This window comes from Chryseosolibacter histidinae, assembly GCF_018598225.1.
GTDB lineage: Bacteria > Bacteroidota > Bacteroidia > Cytophagales > Cyclobacteriaceae > Chryseosolibacter > Chryseosolibacter histidini.
Map to the genome: position 1 here is coordinate 54,184 of NZ_JAHESF010000029.1, position 18,845 is coordinate 73,028.

Here is an 18,845-nt window from a genome sequence, read left to right on the forward strand (position 1 = left end):
TATAACCAACCCACTAAGATCTCTGCCTCAGTCGTAGTAGCCAGACTCCTGGCTCCTGGCTCCTGACTTCTGGCTCCTATTCTTACTCCTTACTCCTTAATTCTTACTCCTTTTCCCCTCCGCCCCTTGCTCAATCAACTTCTCCACATCATTGTTCACTGAAAGTATCAACAGGCAGGTCGCGGTACAGAACACAGGGCTGGTGATGCAATGATGGCCGTTCCAGCTTCCGTCGTTGTTCTGGATGTTCAGGAGGCGGCCGCTGACGTTGTCGTACCATTTTTTCCACGAGTGGTCGTTGCCGATGATGAGGCTTTCACCGGTCTGCAGGTAGCTCAGGAACTCTTCGCCGCCGTTGTTGCCGAAGCCATCCATCACATCGGCGCGCTGCGATTGCACTTTGGCTGACTCGTATACTTCGTAGGCAGTGGAATATTTCAGTGCTTCGTCTTTGGCGTAGCCGAGCTTCTCCAGGTTTTCAGCGGTGGCCGGCGCGCTCTGTGAAAGCCGTCCGTCTTCTTTGGCACGCGCTAATTCTTCTTTCACCTTGCGGGCTTCCTTGGCGCTGGCCCTGGTGGAGCCTGTAACAGAATACAACATGATACCGGCACCCATGTCTGTGTTCACATCGCCGGTTTTTGTGTCGTAGTTCTTTTTCTGAAAATCGCGTGCGCGTTCCAGGGCCTGGTCATCCACATTCGCACCCTGGGCTTGTGCTGCTTCGAGGGCATTGGTAGCAAACGACGACTGCAGCACACCGGCCCATCCTGAGCCTGCGATGCTTCCATTCTTGTCTTGCGCGCGCTGGATCTTGGCCACACACAGGTTCAGGCACCGCTGCACCCGCGCCTTCAGGGCTTCGTCGTGGGTGGTGTGATCGAGAATGTTCGACAGGAATTGTGCGGTGAGAATAACGTCTATGTTGGCACCCAGCTTCACCTGGATCTGCGTGCTGGTGAGGTTTGTGATGTTGTATGAAGAGGCGGGTGATTCTTCGGTGGCCTCCAGCAGGTGGGTTAGCGCCCTGCGAAGTTGTGGCGCATAGACGCCCTCCGTCAGCGAGGTCCCGCTCCGGAGCATGGCCATGGCTACCATTGCCGTGGTGGCGGGATCGGTGGGTACGGCGTGTGGATCGCGTACATCCTGCCGGTCGTGACTGCCTGCACCCCAGCCGCCGTTCTTGCTTTGTGCGCGGGCGATCCAGTCGAGTCCGCGGTCAGCTGCCCGCTGCACTTTCTCGGGTGTCTTGTAAATGAATCCTGAGTCTGACGACTCTTCTCCCATCACGGTCCTGAATACACAACCCTTCGGAGGGACAAACGGTTTTTTATTGACCGGCCTCGTCTTCCGGTTCGAAAACGCCAGCAACAACACGGCGCAGATCATGACAATGACCAGCGATACTTTCCAGGTCTTCATGTGTTTGTTTGTTTTGTTATGAAGGGAAGATGCGGGGGAGTGCTGAATTCCATAAACGCTTTTGGAAAAGGAGTAAGGAGTAAGAATTAAGGAGTAAGGAGGCCTTCGTTCCACGGTGCTGTGGACGGAAGAAACTTCCGTATCCGAGTTTATACTTCGAAATAGCTTTCAAAAAAAAGGCGAAAGAAACTTCCGCCTCAGTGTGTGCAATAAAAAAAACGCTTCACCTTTCGATAAAGCGTTTTTGTGGATATAAACAACTTACTAGAATCTTTGCTTCACTAGCAGTAGCCAGACTCCTTACTCCTTACTCCTTTAATTCTTACTCCCCTCTTCTGACTCCTGGCTCCTGACTTCTGACTTCTGACTTCTTTTCCCCCTCCCTAACGAAGGAGAGTTTCAATCATGATGAATCGCCGTCCTTCCAAACACAAGGCGTTTATTCACATGCGCACCACCATTCACATAGATGCTGGGCTCGCCAAACGCGTCCACACGCACCTCTTCCGAGGTATTGATCCGTACATTTCCCTCTCCGAAGATGCTGGCCGATGCAAAGGCGCTTCTCATGTCGTGGGTATCGATCCTGTTCTCACCGTAGAGCTTGTATTTCTGCTCTACAACCCTTCCCTTTCTGATGTTGAGGATGTTCTGGCCGTACAGCGATGCCTTGAAGAAATCTGTCTTCAGCGACGCCAGGTTGATGGTATTTTCACCGTATGCTTTTAAGCGGAACTCGTCTGCTTCGAGGGCGTCATTGCAGGTGAGCTCCTGATTGCCGCGGATCTCCAGCGATTCTATGTCTTTATAGGTTACATAGGCCGTAATGGAAACGCCGGCGTACATGCTCCTGCGCCTGCTATAACGGTCTGTGTAGGAGGCCATCTTCTCTACTTTGCGCGCATCGTCGAGGTAGATATGAAGGGTCTTCTGGTGAACTTCGATGTTGATCTTGCCTTTGCTCACATCGTGGTAAACGAGACGGATATGTTCCTGGTCGCCTTTGGTGAGGATCAGGTTTACCCGGGGAGAAGCAATGATGCTGGTGAAGGGTTTCAGGTCTTTTACGATCTCATCCTGGGCCTGGGCGGCCAGTGTCACACACGAAAGGAGGATCAGCAGTGAAAATCTGTTCATAAGTGGTATTTTAAGTATCAGACTGAAGGATGACAACAAAGGTTGCATCAACCCCTATTCATTGCGTAAAGAATTTACAGGATTTCCGGAGGCAGCCTTAAGTGCCTGAAAACTAACCGAAAAGAATGCGATAAACAGGGTAATGAAGCCGGCGAGCAGAAAGATCCACCAGGGCATGGGGCTGTGATAGGCAAATTGCTTGAGCCAGCGATCCATGATCCACCAGGTGAAAGGCCAGGCAAGCAGGTTGGCGATGACCACCAGTTTCAGAAAATCACGGTTGAGCATGCCGATGATGTTGGCCACGCTGGCGCCAAGCACTTTGCGGATGCCGATAGCCTTTCGTTGCTGGTCTGCAGTGAACGTAGCCAGTCCGAACAATCCCAGGCAGGCGATGAAGATGGCCAGCACGGTGAACACCATGAACAGTAACCCAATGCGTTTTTCCGTCTGAAGCTTGCCTTCGAAGTTCCTGTCCACGAGCGTGTATTCGAACGGCGCTTCCGGTGCATATTTTTGCCAGAGACCGCGGATCAGCTCGATGCTCGGCTCCAGGCTTTCTGCTTTCACACGGATGGCCATCTCCCAATTGGGTTCGCGCCCCAGGATAATGGCCATGGGTTGGATCGGGTCTTTCAACGACTGAAAGTTGAAGTCGCGCACAATACCGATCACCTCGCGCATTCTTCCGCCGGGCTGGTCGTAACCGGAGAACAATGTTTTACCGGCGAAATTCTCAAGCTTCAGCTGGGCCGCGGCCTTTTCATTCAGGAGCAGCTTGAGGCTGTCGGCCCTGGTTTCGGGCGAGAAGAACCGGCCCTCCGCCAGCGTGTAGCCCATGGTCTTCAGGTGATCGTAGTCCATTTCGTAGACCGCCAGCAGAAAATCTTTCTCTTCACCTTCATGCCGGAATGCCGACTGCCATTCAACGTTGGGAGGAAGCCTGTTGCAGTAGCTGGCCGCCACGATCTCAGGATGTTTCAGCAGCTCTTCTTTGAAAGACTTGCCATAACCTCCCAGGTTCCGGGTGTGCAGCAGGTTGATGATATTTTCCTTGTCAAACCCCAGGTTGGCCCGCTGTACAAACTCCAGCTGATGATACACCACCATGGTTGAAATAATGAGGCATGAGGAAATGAAGAACTGGAATACCACCAGCACATTGCGGATACCATAGGAGCGTAGCTTAGCCCTGAGGTTGCCTTTCAGCACTTCAACAGGATTGTACCGGGTGAGATAAAAAGCGGGGTAACTTCCAGCCACGAGGCCTGTGAGCAAAGCGAAGACGATGAGGCCAAAGGTGAACTGCCAGTGAAACAGGGTGAGGAAGCTCAGTGCTTTGCCCGTGAAATAGTTGAAGGGAGCCAGGGCCACGAGCACGATGCCCAATGCCACCATCACAGCAACGATCACATAAAAATAAGATTCCACCAGGAACTGGAAGACGAGCCCGTTGTTCTGGGCGCCGGCAGATTTCCGGACGGCAACCTCCTTGGCGCGACTGGCGGATTGCGCCGTGGTGAGGTTCATAAAATTGATGCAGGCAAGCAGGGTGATAAAGATGGCGATGGCGCTGAAGAGGTAAATGTAATCGATGTTGCCGTTGGGTTCGATCTCGTCGCTGAGGTGCGACCTCAAGTGAATGTTATGAAGAGGCTGAAGAAAGTGACGGAAGCCGTTGCCCGTATCTGCTTGTTGGGTATGCGCGGTGTCGGCCTTAGCTTTGATCAGGTCATTTATTTTCGCTTCAACCTGCCGGGGTGAGGCTGACGGTTTCAGCTTCAGGTAGGTCAGCGACTGGTTTGCTACAAGGTCCTGCGCCGCATCATCCCAGGAGTCGAGGGAGAGAATGAGCGTATAATGGAAATGTGTATTGAGGGGCGCATCTTCGGCGATGCCGCTGATCTTTACGGTATAGCCCTGTGCCAGCACCAGTGTTTTGCCGATGGGTGAGGTGTCTCCCGGGCCCTGATAATCGAAATAACGGCGGGCAGCAGATTCGCTGATCACCACTTTGCGTTTGCCGGTGAGCACGCTGTCAGGGTTTCCGGCGATGAGGTTGAAAGCGAAAAAGCTGAAAAAATTCCGGTCAGCCAGCAGCAGGTATTTTTCCGTGAATGCTTTATTCTCGTATCGCGCGGGAAACGTGGCCCAGCTCACCACGCGAACGGAAGATTCCACTTCGGGCAATGACTCTCGCAGGGCCGGCGCCAGCAGGAAACCGGTTTTGGCGGAATGGATCTTCTTTCCCTGCACTTTGCCATCGAAGCCTACGCGGTAAATGCGACTCCCGTCGGGGTGGAGGCGGTCATATAGAAGCTCATCCTGGATGTAGAGTAAAATGAGCAGGCTGCACGCAATGCCGATGGTAAGCCCCGCGATGTTGATCACGGAGAATCCCCGCTGTTTTGACATGAAGCGCAGGACGATGAGCAGATAGTTCTTTACCATGGGGAATGGGCGAAGATACCTACCGGAAGTGAATTGTGAGAAGCAGTTTGTGGGTTTTTATTACGTCAGTTGTCCACGGTCCACAGTCGACAGTCCACGGTAGGCGTGAGTAAGTCCATCCGACCATACCTTTATACGAACTGGCAGATGCACAATGTCGTTTAACACGGCATTGCAGTGGACTGTGGACCGTCGACTGTGGACTCTTGTCAACTGCCTCTTTTGTCAATTGTCAACTCCTGGTTACTCACTTCTCAGCGATTCGACAGGGTTCCCCATCGCTGCTTTCAGTGCCTGGAAGCTGATAGTGATCATTGCGATGGCGAAGGCTGCGAGCCCTGCAACAATGAAGATGCCGGCGCCGAGCTTGATGCTGTACTGGAAGTCTTCAAGCCAGGCAGACATCACAAAATAAGCGGCGACACTGGCCATCAGGAAGGCCACAAAGATCAGCCTGATGAACTCCGACGACAGCTTGTAAAGGATTGTGACGTTGCTGGCACCCAGAACCTTGCGGATGCCGATCTCCTTGCGCCGTTGCTCCGCCGTGAAGGCAGAGAGTGCAAACAGTCCCAGCCCGGCAATGACCATGGCCAGCAGGGTAAAGTGTGTGAACATGCTGGCAAACGCCTGCTCATTGCGGTAGAGGTTGGCAAACTGCTCGTCAAGAAAAGCATATTCGAAGGTGCTTCCCGGGTTTACTTTCTTCCACGTTTCTTCAATGTAAGCGATGGTCTCCTTCACATTGCCGGCTTTCACCTTTACCGACATGGCAGGATTATTCTGATTGTACAACATGAACATAGGCTCGAGGCGATGCCTGATGGTGGCAAAATGAAAATCTTTGACCACGCCGATCACGGTGTAGGCAGTGAGGTCTGTAGGGTTAGGGCCACTCTGCAGGCTGATCTTTTTGCCCACGGGGTCGTTCCATTTCAGCAGCCGTGTCATTTCTTCATTGATGATCATGGAGAGCGAGTCATCGAAGTCGAGCGAGAAGTTTCTGCCCGCGATCATCTCCATGTTCATGGCCGGGATAAACGATTCATCCGCCGACATAATGCTGGTGATGATGTTGGTTGCTGAGGTAGCGCCTTCCGGTACAATGTTCGTCCGGCCCAGCTGCTGACCGATGCGCGCAGAGGATGTGCCCACCGCGGCAATATCCTTGTTGCGCAGAAGCTCGTCGCGTAAGGTGGAGGCACGGCCCACAGCGGCGCCGCTCTGTTGCACACTGATCACCTGATCGCGACTGTAGCCGAGGTCTGCGGTATAAATGAAGTTCATCTGCTGGTATACGATACCGGTTCCTACCATCAGCGCAATGGAGATGGTGAACTGCAGCACCACCAGCGCTTTTCTCAGGCGGATGCCGCTCGTTGAGTTTTTGAACGAGCCTTTCAGCACCAGCACAGGTTTGAAGCCAGAAAGCACAAAGGCAGGATAGAGGCCTGCAAGCGTACCCACGATCAACACCATAGCGGTGACCATCAGCAGGCTCAGCGGCTCCAGCAGGATGTTGAAATCGGCAAAACGCTGATAGTTGCTGTTCAGGATCGGCACCAGGGCAAACACCACGGCAAATGCAAACACGGCGCCGATGAGGGTAACAAGAATGGACTCCGTGAGATGCTGCCCGATGAGTTGGTAACGCACGGCACCGATCACCTTGCGCATGCCCACCTCCTTGGCGCGGCCTGCAGACCGGGCGGTGACCAGGTTCATGAAGTTGACCGCGGCCAGCACAAGGATCAGGGTTGCAATAATGGAAAGTACATAAACATTAAGCCTGTCTGATTTATTGGCGTTGGTCTCGAACAGGATCTCTTTCGAGCCCAGGTGAACGTCTTCGAGCTTTTGTACCACGGGTGTGAAAAACTCGTAGGCGTTGTTCTTTTTACTGATGGACTGAAGTTTTCTGTTCAGGTCAGTGATGTCTGCAGGCTTGTCGAGCAGGAGGTAAGTGAAGCAGAAAATGCCCTGCCACGTTTCAAGCGATTGCCGCAGCCCGTCTTCACCTTGTCCCGGCACCAGGGTGCGCAGCAGATCGAACTGGAGGTGCGAATTTTTCGGCGGGTCTGCCAGCACAGCAGTGACATGCAGGTCAGTGGTCTGGTTCAGCTTGACTGTTTTGCCGATAGCGTTCTCATCTCCGAAGATCTTTTTGGCGAGCGATTGTGTAATGGCTATGGAACCGGGTTGATCGAGGATCTCCGTGGTGGCGCCATCCACTACTTTAAAGTCGAACACTTCAAACACACTGGGATCGACCCTGAAAGCAGCCTCACACTTCAGCGCATTGTCTCCGTAGCTGAGGTCGTAACGGCCACCGCCCGTGAAGCGAACACTTTTCAAAACTTCGGGCAGCTCTTCTGTGGCCACGGGCCCAAGCTGTGGCTGGGTAACGCCTACCAGCTTGCTGCTCACGCCTTCAGCACTGTCGATGGTGAGCACCCTGACAATATTCCTGTACTGCTTATGAAAAGTATCGTACGAGAGATCTTCTCTTACATACAGGTAAATGATCATGCTGGCGGCCAGCCCTAAGGCCAACCCGGCGATCTTGATGAACGAATACCCTTTATGCTTCAGCAGGTTGCGAAGCCCGATGGTGAAATAATTTTTGAACATGGCTCTGGTGGTGATTGGTTGTCTGGCGTCAATTGTGATGCCACTAACTAATGATGTGAGCACGAGGCAAAAAGTTGAATAGAATATTTTCAAACTGACCGTTTTTGCCCAAATATGTTCGCAGGCGGGCAGTTGGCCCCGATTATTTCTTTCTCTTCGATCGCGAGATCCGGTAAATTGCATTTTGTCGTACGTTCGGTAACAACAAATCAATTTACCTGCATGGAATCAACCGCAACCCGAAGGATCGACTGGGAGATGATCTTCGCCCTGGCAGCGCTGGATGCCGGGATCATCATCAGTTGGACGGCCTATCATAACTTTCAACCGAAGCTGCTGGTCCACTTTCATTTTCAGCACCTTGAAAAATTTGTGCTCGTCGCGCAAAGCATCGTGATGTTGTCAGTGCCCTTGCTCGCAGGATGGCTTACAGACTATTATCGCAGAAAGCAGGGCAGCGGTTTTTCGGTATTTGCCGTGGGTATCAGTGTGGCTTCGATGATCTTTATGGCGGTGGCCTTCACCATATCAGATCAGGCATTTGTGAATCTTATCTGGCTGTTGCCGGCGTTGATCATTTTCTGGCTCATCTCCATGAATGTTTTTCACAGTCCTGCCAACGCTATTCTCGAAGCTTTTACCAAAAGTCCGCAGTTGCCGCTGATGATGGCAGTGCTCACCATTTCGACGGTGCTCATTCACGGAATGAAACCTGTATTGCTTTCAACATTGGAGAAGGCGGGAGGCGCTTTTACTTTTGTGGCGGGTGGCGTGATCCTCATCGTAACCGGGATCTGGTTTACGAGAAGCACCCGGAAGCTTTCGCTCGATCACGGTGAAGGAACACATGAAGCAGACCGGTTTCACATCGTTGCACTTTATGGTTTGCTCGCCGGGTTGTGTAATAGTCTCATCCTGCATTTCTTTCCAGGTATCTTGCAAAGCAAATTCGGGGCGCAGGAAACGATCTTTCACGACCACCTCTACATCTCGCTAGTATTGGGTATTGCAGCGGTGGCAGCATTTCCGCTGAGCGGCATTGTGCAGAAGACCGGTATCTACAAGGCGTTGGTAGTATCGTTGCTCACAACCTTTGTAGCGATGCTGCTCATCCTGGTGTCGGGTATTTATGCGGTGAGCATTGGGGCGTCACTGCTTCTCGCTGCGGCTTACAGCGTTGTGCTGATCACTGCCTTTCCCCATGCACTGAATAACATCAGCGCCCGTAATGCTACGTTCGGTACTGGTTTGTTTTTTGCATCGTTTGAATTTTTTGAAGTTTTGTTCTCTCTGTTCTCTACCCACTGACAATATCGCTACGAATGACATCTTCAGATAACCCTTTTCTTTGGAACGGCCTCGTGGTGCTCACCGTTTTCGTCGGTGCATCTGTTACAATACTCACCCTGAATAAGGAACGGTATTTTCCCCACCTTTACGAACGGCACAGCGAAGCGGTACATCATGATACAACGGAGCACGTGGCCGATGCAGCAGCGCCGTTGCAGACTCATCACGATACATTGACGGCAGTGACAGATGAGCATCAACCCGAACTCCTGAGCAATGGTAAATATGCATTGATCGCAGGAAGCTTCCGCTCAGAAGTATACGCCAGAAGTTATCAGCTCGCGCTGAATGAAAATATACCGGAGCTCCATCCCGAGATCATTCCTTACACATCTGATGAAAACACTTATTACCGTGTGGTGGTAATTCGTTCGCAAGACTGGTCCAACGTGATCGCGTTGAAGAAGCAATTGGCCCAGGCAGGAAAACCGTCGTGGGTTGCCGTTTCACCTTAAGTTGTTGAATAACCGGAAGCGATTTACACCAGCGCTTTTTTGGGATTGCGCGAGCGTGAATGATACGTGATGATATCGAAGAGTGTAGTGTCGGCTACGGGGCTTTCACTTTCAACGAGCGGCTTGTCATCGTAGCGCACTAACTGATCATCAGCAGCGCTTGTGTTACGCGGTGTGTGTACTGCCTCAGGCACCTCATCCTTGATTCGCCGAGCAATGGGCGCAGGAGCGGTAAGTGAGTGCTCATGCTCATCGGCCATGATAGCGGGTGCGTAGGGAGTATTGTTTATGTTGCTTTGGCGTTTAGTAAAATTGGCTTCGTCGTCGATATAGTCCATCAGCAGGAGGCAGCAGACAACACCTGCAGAAAGCCCGAAGATGTTGATGATGGTGTAAGCCTTGTTTCGCATCATGCTCCGCAGGGCTATCGTGAGGTAATTTCTGATCATGGCCACAGTTCGTTTATCTGTGGATGCCCGTTCCAACATTGGTGCCACGCAGAAAAACCTCAAATCCAGCTCAAAAACGGGCTTTTGACCGGCAGTGATCTTCAGAATTGAACATGGGTGTCCGGATGTGAACTGGGATTAGTTTCAAGTTTAAAATTTGAAGTTTAAAGTTGAAGACGGGGCAACTATCAGAAACGGGCACTGAAGCAAAATTGTGACGAAGTCCTCCACCAGACGGACGCAGCTTCAATTTGAAAACTTCAAACCTGAAACTTCAAACTTGAAACCTCAACCTCATTCCTTCTCCCGCTTAATTTTAACCTTCGCCTGCGGCCCTACCTGGATCGGTACTTTTTCAATCTCCAAGTTGGCGGCTTCGATGCCGTAGAGTTCTTCGGTGGAAAGGCTGTTGGCCTTCAGAAGACGGTAGCCCTGGATGATAAGCCGTTCGAAGTTCGAGATCTCACTGTCAGACGATGCCCATGAATGCAGGATGATAAATTTGAAATCAGCCATCATGCTGTATTTGTGCAGCGCAGGGTAGGGGCTGGTGAGATCGATCTCCCCGGCATCAGCCATTTCGTGAATGATCTTGTTGAAGATGAGGTTCACACGATGGTCAGTCTTGAACCCGAGCTTGATGCGTACGAAGAAACACTTCTTCGGAATGATGGTATCCACCACATATTTGCTGGTGAAAGGATTGTCTACCGTATCCACATGCACAAACCAATATACATCGGCGCGTTTGGGGCGCTTCTTGAAAATGGAGTAGATGATGTTCGAGTCGATGTAGCGCTTGCTGTCGGCCATGGCGAGATACACCAGGTTGGTGGCCTCCTTGGGTACGGTGGTATCAGCCTGCAGGTCCTGGATCATGCCCACATAATGTTTCAGATCGACAAACTCAGTATGCCGCTCACGAAGTCTCCGCGCGCGCAGAAGAATGTACATCATGATGAAGAACAACGAGGCGATGGTAAAGCTGAACCATCCGCCGTGAGCGAACTTGTTCAGGTTCGAAATGAGGAACGCGCCTTCGATGGAGAAGAACAATACTCCGAGTGCGAGTGACCGCCACGTGGATTTACGTGTGACGGAAAAATAGTAGACCAGCAATGAAGTGGTCATGAGCATATCGAACGTGATGGCCAGGCCGTAAGCGCCTTCCATACGCTGCGATTCCTTAAAGATGAGCACCACCAGAATACATCCCAGCATCAGGATCCAGTTGATGGCCGGCACATAGATCTGTCCCTTTACCGTGCTGGGATACCTTACCCGTGTGGAGGGCCACAGCTTGAGCTTCATTGCTTCGTTCACCAGCGTGAAGGTGCCCGAGATCAACGCCTGGCTCGCAATGATGGTGGCCATGGTGGCGAGTATGATGCCGAAGATCTTCAGGTAGTCGGGCATGATCTCGAAGAACGGGATCCGGTCTCCGAGGAACTCGTTTTTGTGCTCCAGCAGGTAGGCACCCTGCCCGAAATAGCTTAATAACAAAGCTACCTTGACAAAGCCCCAGCCCACCCTGATGTTGCCTTTGCCCACGTGCCCCAGATCAGAGTACATGGCCTCCGCTCCGGTGGTGCAGAGAAAGACAGCGCCGAGGATCCAGAAACCGCCGGGATATTTCACCAGCAGGTTGAATGCATACACAGGGTTGATAGCCTGCAGTATCTCCGGCTTGTGCATGAGGTGCGAGAAACCGATCACCGCGATAAATGAGAACCACACCAGCATGATGGGTCCGAAAGTTCTGCCCACAACACCACTGCCGAACTGTTGGAAAATGAAAAGACCTACCAGGATCACTACCACAATGGTGATGATGGTTCTCGACGATATGTTGGGATCGAGCGTGCGTAAACCTTCGATGGCCGAGGTCACACTGATGGCCGGTGTGATGAAACCGTCGGAGATCAGCGTGGCACAACCGATGATCGCGGGGAAGATCACCCAGCCCGCCTTGTACCGGCGTACCAGTGCATAAAGCGCGAAGATCCCACCTTCACCTTTGTTGTCTGCGCTCAACGCCAGGTACACATATTTGATGGTGGTGATCAGCGTTAGGGTCCAGAAGACGCATGACAAACCGCCGAAGATGATGTCTTCTGTAATGGGATGCTCATCTACAATGAACCGGAAGGTATAGATGGGCGATGTGCCGATATCTCCGTAAATGATACCAAGCGAAATAAGAACACCAGCGGTTGATAGCGGGGTAAGATGTTTGTCGTGTGTATAAGCCATTTTTATTGTACCCCGTCTTTTGGACGGGCAATAATAAGTCTGTTGCTTTTATCGAATGAGAAATAACTCCACAACCAACTGAGAAGAACAAAGAATTTATTCCTGAAGCCGATGAGCGACATCAGGTGTACGAACATCCACACGAACCACGCAAAGAAGCCCTGGAACTTGAAGGCCTTCAGGTCTACAACGGCACGGTTACGGCCTATTGTTGCCATGGAGCCCTTGTCGAAATACCGGAAGGGTTTCATCTCTTTTTTATTGATCAGGCGACAGATGTTTTTGGCCACGAGCTCCCCCTGCTGCTGTGCCGGAGGGGCCATCATGGGGTGACCTTTCGGGAATTTGGGATCGACACCTTCCATCAGGGCTACATCGCCGATCGCAAAAATATTGTCATAACCTTTCACCCGGTTGAACTCATCCACAAGAAGACGCGAAGACCGCCCGAACGCCTCGGCCTTTAAACCTGCCACAGGATTTCCCTTCACGCCGGCGGCCCAGATCAGTGTGCGACTGATCAGTTTTTCACCTGTGCTCATCAGTACTTCATGGCCGTCGTACGATTTTACGGCGGTGTTCAGGTGTACATGCACGCCCATCTTTTTCAAATATTCAAGCGCCTTTGTGCCGGCTTCTTCTGACATGCCGTTGAGCAGGCGTGGCGTTGCTTCCACGATGTGAATATCCATCTGGCTCACTTCCAGCTCAGGATAGTCTTTGGGAAAGATGTCGTGCTTGAGCTCGGAGATAGCACCGGCCAGCTCAACGCCGGTAGGTCCGCCGCCTACGATGACAAAATCCATGAGGCTGTTCATGAGCTCCTTGTCATCGGTAAGCAAGGCCGTTTCAAAATTTCTGATGATGATATTCCGAAGCTTGATGGCGTCGATGATGGTTTTCATCGGATGGGAATTCTGCTCCACATCCTTGAGTCCGTAAAAGTTGGTCTCAGCGCCGCTGGCAATCACCAGGTAATCATACTTCACACTGCCGATAGAAGTTTCTATACACCTGGTTTCGGGTTTGATGGCCGTGACCTCGCCGAGACGGAAATAAAAATCGTGGGTATTTCTGAAGTGTTTTCTAAAAGGGAATACGATGGAACTCGTTTCCAATGCTGATGTAGCAACCTGATAAAGCAGGGGCTGAAAGCAATGATGGTTATACTTGTCAAAAAGCACCGTCTGGGTTTGTGTACCCACAAGTCCCTTTGCTACTTCCAACCCTCCGAAACCACCACCGATAATGATAACGCGGGGTTTGCCCAGGTCTGCTATACGCGTTTGCGTGGTTATTAATTTGGGCATTGAGCTTTTTAGAGATAACCTTTTTTTAAAATTGTGCCAAATTTAATGTGTTTCCGCAAACCCGGAAAGAAAACCGGAGAATGTTGGTTGCCGCCGATTTTGACCATTAAACCCGGTTAAATAAATATTTCCTCCAATCGCAGGGGCATCTGTAACTAAATCGGTCTATTTTTGTGATTCTAACCCCTAAATTCAAGCACCTTATGATCCGTAAAGTATTGTTTGCACTGCCTGTTGCTGCATTATTGACCGGCTGTGGCAACCAGGCAGAAAAAGAAACCCTTCAAAAGCAGGTTGACTCATTGAGCCTCGAGCTCGAACGCAGCCATCAGATGTCTCAGGCCCTGACGGAAGTAGGAACCCTCATGGATTCCATCGACGCCAGCCGCCAGCTGCTGCGGGTAAACATGGTGGAAGGAACCACCTATTCGGATTATGCCGCACGCATGAAAGACCTCAATGCCTACATCAAAGACACCCAGAAGAAGATCGATGACCTTGAAAAGTCAGTGAGGAACTCCAAGGCCAATGCCAATGCCTTCTCACGCACCATCAAGAAGCTGAAGGCCGACCTCGAATCAAAAACACAGGAGATAACGCTGCTTCAGGAGCAGGTTGAAAAATATCGCAACGAGAACCAGAACCTGGTAACTACTGTCGAGCTGCAGGACGCCGAGCTTGCCGACAAGGAAGTGCTGATCGAATCCAAGAACCAGGAGCTGGCCTTCATTGAAGCCCGCATCCAGGAGCTGATGATCCAGTCTAAGGTGAGTGAAGCTGACGCTTATTATACCAGGGCCGTTGCCGTAGAGGAAACCGCCAACCGCACCCGCCTGGCACCCCGTAAAAAGAAAGAAACCCTGAAAGAAGCGGTAGAGCTGTACAGAAAGGCCCTGTCGCTGGGTAAAAACGAGGCTGAGGCCAAGATTACAGAGATTGAAAAGAGACTCTGAGCATATTTAGAGTTTTGATTACTTTTGGGCTGCTTTTGGGCAGCCCTTTGCTTTTTAGATATGATCCTTGATATTTTTCTGACCTTTTTTTTAGTAGCCCTCAATGGTTTTTTTGTTGCTGCCGAATTTGCAATCGTCAAGGTAAGGTCTTCACAGATCGACCTGAAGGCAAAGGAGGGACACCGCATGGCGTCATTGTCGCGGCACATCATTGCCAACCTCGATGCTTATCTCTCGGCTACGCAGCTCGGTATCACCATCGCCAGTCTCGGGTTGGGTTGGATCGGCGAAGACGTGGTAGCCCAACTGGTGCTCAGATTCTTTGAGTTCACCGGCATGAATCTTGGCCCGGAAGCCGCGCACCGCGTAGCCCTGCCCGTAGCCTTCAGCGTGATCACCGTACTTCACATCGTTTTCGGCGAGCTTGCGCCCAAGTCGTATGCCATTCAGCCCCCTGACAGCACTACCTTATGGCTGGCGGCCCCGTTAAATGTTTTCTACTGGGTGTTCAAACCTTTCATCTGGATCCTGAACGGTTTTTCAAATTTTATATTGAAGCTCATCGGCATCACACCGTTGAAGGAAGCGGAGGTGCACTCGCCTGAAGAGCTCAAGATGATGGTGGAGCAGGGCAAGAAAAGTGGTGTGATCGAAGCGCGCAAGTATGAGATCATCCGCAATGCGTTCGACTTCGCGGAGCGCTCCGCCCGCCAGGCCATGGTGCCCCGCACGCATGTGTTCGGCGTAAGCAAGTCGGCCCCTGTGGCGCAGATCATCGACAAGATCCTGGAGAACGGCTATTCACGGGTACCTGTGTATGAAGGAACCATCGATCATATTGTAGGTATCATTTTTACAAAAGATCTACTGCAGCGGTTAAGAACAGGAAAGGAATTTCCCATCGACGAGATCATTCGCCCCGCGCACTACATCGCCTCCAACAAGAAGCTGATCGATATCATGCGCGACTTCCAGAAGCAGCACATCCAGTTTGCCATTGTGGTGGATGAGTTCGGAGGCACAGAAGGTGTGATCACCATGGAAGACATCCTCGAAGAGCTGGTGGGCGAGATCCAGGATGAGTACGATTCAGAAACACCGCAGATCGAAAAGCTCGACGATAAAAAATTCCGCGTGCAGGGCTCCGTTACGCTGGTAGCACTGAACGAGAGACTTCCCAGGCCGCTGCCCGAGAACGACATCTATGTTACCCTTGCCGGGATGCTCATCGATATCGTAGGCCGCATCCCCAACGTAGGGGAGAGCATTCCTTATGATGACTACGTGTTCACCGTGCTGAAACGCATCAAGAACCAGGTTATCCTTGTTGACATCGTGGATAAGGCAAAGCCTGTTGAGGAAGAGTGATAGCTTCCGCTCCTGTAACAGTTATTGACGGTACATTCAATGGCGGTCTGTGAATACGCCGCGCCCCTCATTGTTGCCGAAGTTTCCTTTCGTTTTATGGCCGGTGGTTTTGTCGTTAATTACAGTAAAGTACTTATGGCTGAGTGTGCAGACAGGTATTTTTGAAGCACCGATAAGTTCGTAAGGGTGTACGGGCTTTTGGGAGTTTACCATGAAGGCCGGAGAGACTACTGTAAAAAACTATGAAGTGAACTTGTATCCACGAGCGTTGAGAGCGGCAACAGCGCGTTGGTACAGATTGGCGGTGCTAACGCTGGCCTTCACCACGGTCGTCAACTTCCTCATGGCTCAGGAATCACAGCCACCCGCACGGGCGAACACCATGAAAGTGGACATCACCTCGCATCTTCTTTACCGGAAAGCTTTTGTTCTTTCGTACGAACGGGTCACAAAACCACAGCAGAGCTTTTGTTTCACGGCCGGGTACCAGCAGTTCCCGAAAATTACTTCACTGGGCCAGGGAATCAGAACGGTAGGGGATGTCAAACAAACAGGTTTTAAAGCCGGAGCAGAGTACCGTTTTTATTTGGCCACGGAGAACAAGCATCCTGCGCCACATGGCGTTTATCTGGGGCCTTTTGCCAGCTATCTTTATTTCAGCAATGATCGCAACGTGGAGATCACTTCGGCAGATGGAAGCCAGACGCGCAATGCCCTCCAATCGTCAGTTATATCAGTGGTGAACATCGGGTTTCAGCTTGGATATCAATTTGTGATCAACAACCGCTGGACCATTGACCTGGTCTTTGTTGGCCCGTCGGTTACGCATTACGACGTAAGCCTTAACCTGGAAGGTGTCACTGCCAGTGAAGAATGGGAGTACAATAACCGCATTCTCAAGCGCCTCATTGACCGCTTCCCGTTATTGAGCGATCTGATCCAGGATAAATCCGTTGAGCATGACGGCACGTCTGATTCATGGTCCTTCGGGTACCGTTATCAGCTGTTGATCGGTTATCATTTCGGGCGAAAGAAGATGCCTTAAGGAATGCGGAAGTGTTTTGATCACCTTCCCCGAGCACGTTTCAGTTCAAATCGCGCAATTGTCAGAATATACCGGGCAAACTATCCGGCTGCCATTTTCAGATCCACTTCTTGTGCCTGAAGAACGCGATCATCGAACCGGCGATGGCGATCATCACCATCCAGACAATGGGATATCCATATTCTGATTCAATCTCCGGGAAATTGTGTTTGAAGTTCATACCATACACACCTACAATGAATGTGAGGGGAATGAAGATGGTGGAGATGATGGTGAGCAGCCGGATCACTTCGTTCAGCCGGGTGTTCTGTGTGTTGATGTAGATATCCATCAGGCTCGAGGTAAGGTCGCGGTAGGTTTCCAGCGAGTCGATGAGGTGGATGGTGTGATCGTAGACGTCTGAGAAATACCGCACGTTCTCTTCCTGGATAAAGCTGCTTTCATCTTTCACCAGCTTGCCAATAGCGTCGCGCAGCGGATACAGGGCCTTGTGCAGGTAGATCAGCTCTTTTTTCATTTGCTGGATCTTTTTGAAGGTCTCCATCGATGTATCGGTGCGGATGCATTCTTCGGTTTCTTCGATCTGCTCGCCGATGTTGTCGAGCACGTTATAGTAGTTGTCCACGATGATGTCGATGAGCCGGTACAGGAGATAGTCGGCCTTCTTTTTTCTTACCCTGCCCTGGTCGAGGCGGATGCGTTCGCGGAAAGCGTTGAAGAGGTCGCCTTCCTTTTCCTGGAATGACAGCAGGAAATTGCTGCCGAGCACAAAGCTGATCTGTTCGTAGTCGATCTCGGCGCCTTCAATGCGGTAGAGCATTTTCAGTGTAACGAAGAGATAGTCTTCGAACTCTTCGGTCTTCGGGCGCTGATCGTTCAGGATGTCTTCCACCATCAGTGAGTGAAGGCAAAAATGCGCCTGGATCTTTTCTATGATGGGTGATACGTTGAGACCGTCCAGGTTGATCCAGTTGATGCGTTCTTCCGAAAGGTTCTTCAGCAGAACATCAACATCGCTGGACGTGAACATGTCGTATTTCTCACGGTTGTACGTGATCAGTTCCAGGATGACCTGTTCGTTAGGTTTTTCAGGAAGGTGATGATGTTCCATGAGCGTTTAGCAGTTGGGGCGAAAAATTCTCTCTAAGATATACGACACGTTGCGGATAGGCTATTTCTATACCTTCGCTGTCAAAACGTTGTTTGATGGATTTGTTAAGATCGCATTTCATGTTGAAGCCGGTAGACGGATCTTTTGCCCAGACATAAGCCCTGAGCTGTTGTGCCGACTCGGTAAAGCCGATCAGGCGCACTTCCACCTGGGGATGGTCGATGCTCTTCTCCTCGGCGGTGCGGTTATCTTCGCAGGACGGATGGCGCAGCGCTTCATCACGCATCAGGTTCATAGCCCGGTCTGCATCGCTGCTGAATGAAATTCCCAACTCGATGAACATGCAAACTTTCTCCTCCGTTAACGTTGAGTTAATGATCGTTTCATTGTTCATCACGCTGTTCGGGATCACGATGCGCCTGTTTTCGAAATCTTTGATGATGGTATGGCGCAGGGTGATATCTTCCACATCGCCCTGGTACTGCTGGCCCACGCGCACCCGGTCGCCCACACTGAACGGTTTGAAGATAACGATGAAGATGCCGCTCACGATATTGGAAAAAGCAGACTGCGATGCGAAACCTACAATAGCCGCCAGTACACCGGCGCCCGCAAAAATGGCTGTACCGTAATCCCGCAAAGGTGGAATGGCATTGAAGATCACGATGGTGGCAATGATATAGATGATGAACTCCACCGCGTTCTTCAGGAAATTATACTTGGTGGGGTCCACCTTCAGCTTGCGGGAAGCCCCCTTCACGAAACGTCCCATCACGAAGCGCAACACGCGGCCCACAACAATGGCCACGACCATCACAATGACGGAGAACAGGACGTAATCCCAGGAATTCCCAATAAGCTTCATGCATCTAAAATAACAAAATAACACACTGCCCAACCGGGCCGGGAAGGA

General features: G+C 51.2%; 14 protein-coding genes. 5 read left to right on the forward strand and 9 right to left on the reverse strand.

Going from position 1 to position 18,845, the window contains the following annotated elements:
* Nucleotides 1-96: 96 nt before the first annotated feature.
* From KK083_RS22955 to KK083_RS22970, 4 genes are all read right to left on the reverse strand, one after another.
* Nucleotides 97-1,419 carry a hypothetical protein gene (locus tag KK083_RS22955; RefSeq protein WP_254167925.1) on the reverse strand — a complete coding sequence of 441 codons (1,323 nt, stop codon included), beginning with the start codon at nucleotides 1,417-1,419 and terminating at the stop codon, nucleotides 97-99.
* 399 nt (nucleotides 1,420-1,818) lie between these two features.
* On the reverse strand, nucleotides 1,819-2,556 hold the full coding sequence (locus KK083_RS22960) for a GIN domain-containing protein (protein WP_254167926.1): 738 nt from the start codon (nucleotides 2,554-2,556) through the stop codon (nucleotides 1,819-1,821).
* Nucleotides 2,557-2,610: 54 nt separating this feature from the next.
* Nucleotides 2,611-5,007 carry an ABC transporter permease gene (locus KK083_RS22965; RefSeq protein WP_254167928.1) on the reverse strand — a complete coding sequence of 799 codons (2,397 nt, stop codon included), beginning with the start codon at nucleotides 5,005-5,007 and terminating at the stop codon, nucleotides 2,611-2,613.
* Between the two features lie 243 nt (nucleotides 5,008-5,250).
* Nucleotides 5,251-7,638 carry an ABC transporter permease gene (locus tag KK083_RS22970; RefSeq protein ID WP_254167930.1) on the reverse strand — a complete coding sequence of 796 codons (2,388 nt, stop codon included), beginning with the start codon at nucleotides 7,636-7,638 and terminating at the stop codon, nucleotides 5,251-5,253.
* 222 nt (nucleotides 7,639-7,860) lie between these two features.
* Here KK083_RS22970 and KK083_RS22975 point away from each other — a divergent pair, with 222 nt between their 5' ends.
* Together KK083_RS22975 and KK083_RS22980 are read left to right on the forward strand one after the other, a co-directional pair.
* Entirely contained in the window at nucleotides 7,861-8,946 is a 1,086-nt protein-coding gene (locus KK083_RS22975; protein WP_254167931.1) for an MFS transporter, read from the forward strand.
* A 14-nt stretch (nucleotides 8,947-8,960) separates the two neighbouring features.
* Nucleotides 8,961-9,443 (forward strand): SPOR domain-containing protein, encoded by a 483-nt coding sequence (locus KK083_RS22980; protein WP_254167933.1) that lies wholly within the window; start codon nucleotides 8,961-8,963, stop codon nucleotides 9,441-9,443.
* A 23-nt stretch (nucleotides 9,444-9,466) separates the two neighbouring features.
* Here KK083_RS22980 and KK083_RS22985 read toward each other — a convergent pair whose 3' ends face one another.
* The 3 genes from KK083_RS22985 to KK083_RS22995 form a co-directional block, all read right to left on the reverse strand.
* Nucleotides 9,467-9,892: a hypothetical protein gene (locus KK083_RS22985; protein ID WP_254167935.1), complete on the reverse strand. Its 426-nt coding sequence runs from the start codon at nucleotides 9,890-9,892 to the stop codon at nucleotides 9,467-9,469.
* A gap of 294 nt (nucleotides 9,893-10,186) precedes the next feature.
* Entirely contained in the window at nucleotides 10,187-12,145 is a 1,959-nt protein-coding gene (locus KK083_RS22990; protein WP_254167936.1) for a KUP/HAK/KT family potassium transporter, read from the reverse strand.
* Between the two features lie 2 nt (nucleotides 12,146-12,147).
* Nucleotides 12,148-13,455: an NAD(P)/FAD-dependent oxidoreductase gene (locus KK083_RS22995; RefSeq protein ID WP_254167937.1), complete on the reverse strand. Its 1,308-nt coding sequence runs from the start codon at nucleotides 13,453-13,455 to the stop codon at nucleotides 12,148-12,150.
* Between the two features lie 203 nt (nucleotides 13,456-13,658).
* On the opposite strand from KK083_RS22995, the gene KK083_RS23000 reads away from it, so the two are divergent.
* The 3 genes from KK083_RS23000 to KK083_RS23010 all read left to right on the forward strand — a co-directional run bounded on the left by KK083_RS23000 (nucleotide 13,659) and on the right by KK083_RS23010 (nucleotide 16,821).
* On the forward strand, nucleotides 13,659-14,408 hold the full coding sequence (locus KK083_RS23000; RefSeq protein WP_254167938.1) for a coiled-coil domain-containing protein: 750 nt from the start codon (nucleotides 13,659-13,661) through the stop codon (nucleotides 14,406-14,408).
* Between the two features lie 60 nt (nucleotides 14,409-14,468).
* A complete protein-coding gene (locus KK083_RS23005) occupies nucleotides 14,469-15,776 on the forward strand; it encodes a hemolysin family protein (RefSeq protein WP_254167939.1) in 1,308 nt (435 codons plus the stop codon).
* A 211-nt stretch (nucleotides 15,777-15,987) separates the two neighbouring features.
* Nucleotides 15,988-16,821, forward strand: a complete 834-nt coding sequence (locus KK083_RS23010; protein WP_254167940.1) for a DUF3575 domain-containing protein — start codon at nucleotides 15,988-15,990, stop codon at nucleotides 16,819-16,821.
* A gap of 97 nt (nucleotides 16,822-16,918) precedes the next feature.
* On the opposite strand, the gene corA is transcribed toward KK083_RS23010, so the two are convergent.
* Complete coding sequence (corA, locus tag KK083_RS23015; protein ID WP_254167941.1) at nucleotides 16,919-17,932, reverse strand: magnesium/cobalt transporter CorA; 1,014 nt, start codon at nucleotides 17,930-17,932, stop codon at nucleotides 16,919-16,921.
* Nucleotides 17,910-18,797 carry a mechanosensitive ion channel family protein gene (locus KK083_RS23020; RefSeq protein WP_254167943.1) on the reverse strand — a complete coding sequence of 296 codons (888 nt, stop codon included), beginning with the start codon at nucleotides 18,795-18,797 and terminating at the stop codon, nucleotides 17,910-17,912. The genes corA and KK083_RS23020 overlap by 23 nt, the downstream gene beginning before the upstream one ends.
* Nucleotides 18,798-18,845 lie beyond the last annotated feature (48 nt).

What these genes read in the sequence shown, in the direction of transcription:
- KK083_RS22975 (WP_254167931.1), top strand. Translation starts at nt 7,861, where the DNA reads ATGGAATCAACCGCAACCCGAAGGATCGACTGGGAGATGATCTTCGCC.
- KK083_RS22965 (WP_254167928.1), bottom strand. Translation starts at nt 5,007, where the DNA reads ATGGTAAAGAACTATCTGCTCATCGTCCTGCGCTTCATGTCAAAACAG.
- KK083_RS22985 (WP_254167935.1), bottom strand. Translation starts at nt 9,892, where the DNA reads ATGATCAGAAATTACCTCACGATAGCCCTGCGGAGCATGATGCGAAAC.
- KK083_RS22980 (WP_254167933.1), top strand. Translation starts at nt 8,961, where the DNA reads ATGACATCTTCAGATAACCCTTTTCTTTGGAACGGCCTCGTGGTGCTC.
- KK083_RS22955 (WP_254167925.1), bottom strand. Translation starts at nt 1,419, where the DNA reads ATGAAGACCTGGAAAGTATCGCTGGTCATTGTCATGATCTGCGCCGTG.
- KK083_RS22995 (WP_254167937.1), bottom strand. Translation starts at nt 13,455, where the DNA reads ATGCCCAAATTAATAACCACGCAAACGCGTATAGCAGACCTGGGCAAA.
- KK083_RS22960 (WP_254167926.1), bottom strand. Translation starts at nt 2,556, where the DNA reads ATGAACAGATTTTCACTGCTGATCCTCCTTTCGTGTGTGACACTGGCC.
- KK083_RS23020 (WP_254167943.1), bottom strand. Translation starts at nt 18,797, where the DNA reads ATGAAGCTTATTGGGAATTCCTGGGATTACGTCCTGTTCTCCGTCATT.
- KK083_RS22990 (WP_254167936.1), bottom strand. Translation starts at nt 12,145, where the DNA reads ATGGCTTATACACACGACAAACATCTTACCCCGCTATCAACCGCTGGT.
- KK083_RS23000 (WP_254167938.1), top strand. Translation starts at nt 13,659, where the DNA reads ATGATCCGTAAAGTATTGTTTGCACTGCCTGTTGCTGCATTATTGACC.
- KK083_RS22970 (WP_254167930.1), bottom strand. Translation starts at nt 7,638, where the DNA reads ATGTTCAAAAATTATTTCACCATCGGGCTTCGCAACCTGCTGAAGCAT.
- KK083_RS23005 (WP_254167939.1), top strand. Translation starts at nt 14,469, where the DNA reads ATGATCCTTGATATTTTTCTGACCTTTTTTTTAGTAGCCCTCAATGGT.
- corA (WP_254167941.1), bottom strand. Translation starts at nt 17,932, where the DNA reads ATGGAACATCATCACCTTCCTGAAAAACCTAACGAACAGGTCATCCTG.
- KK083_RS23010 (WP_254167940.1), top strand. Translation starts at nt 15,988, where the DNA reads ATGAAGGCCGGAGAGACTACTGTAAAAAACTATGAAGTGAACTTGTAT.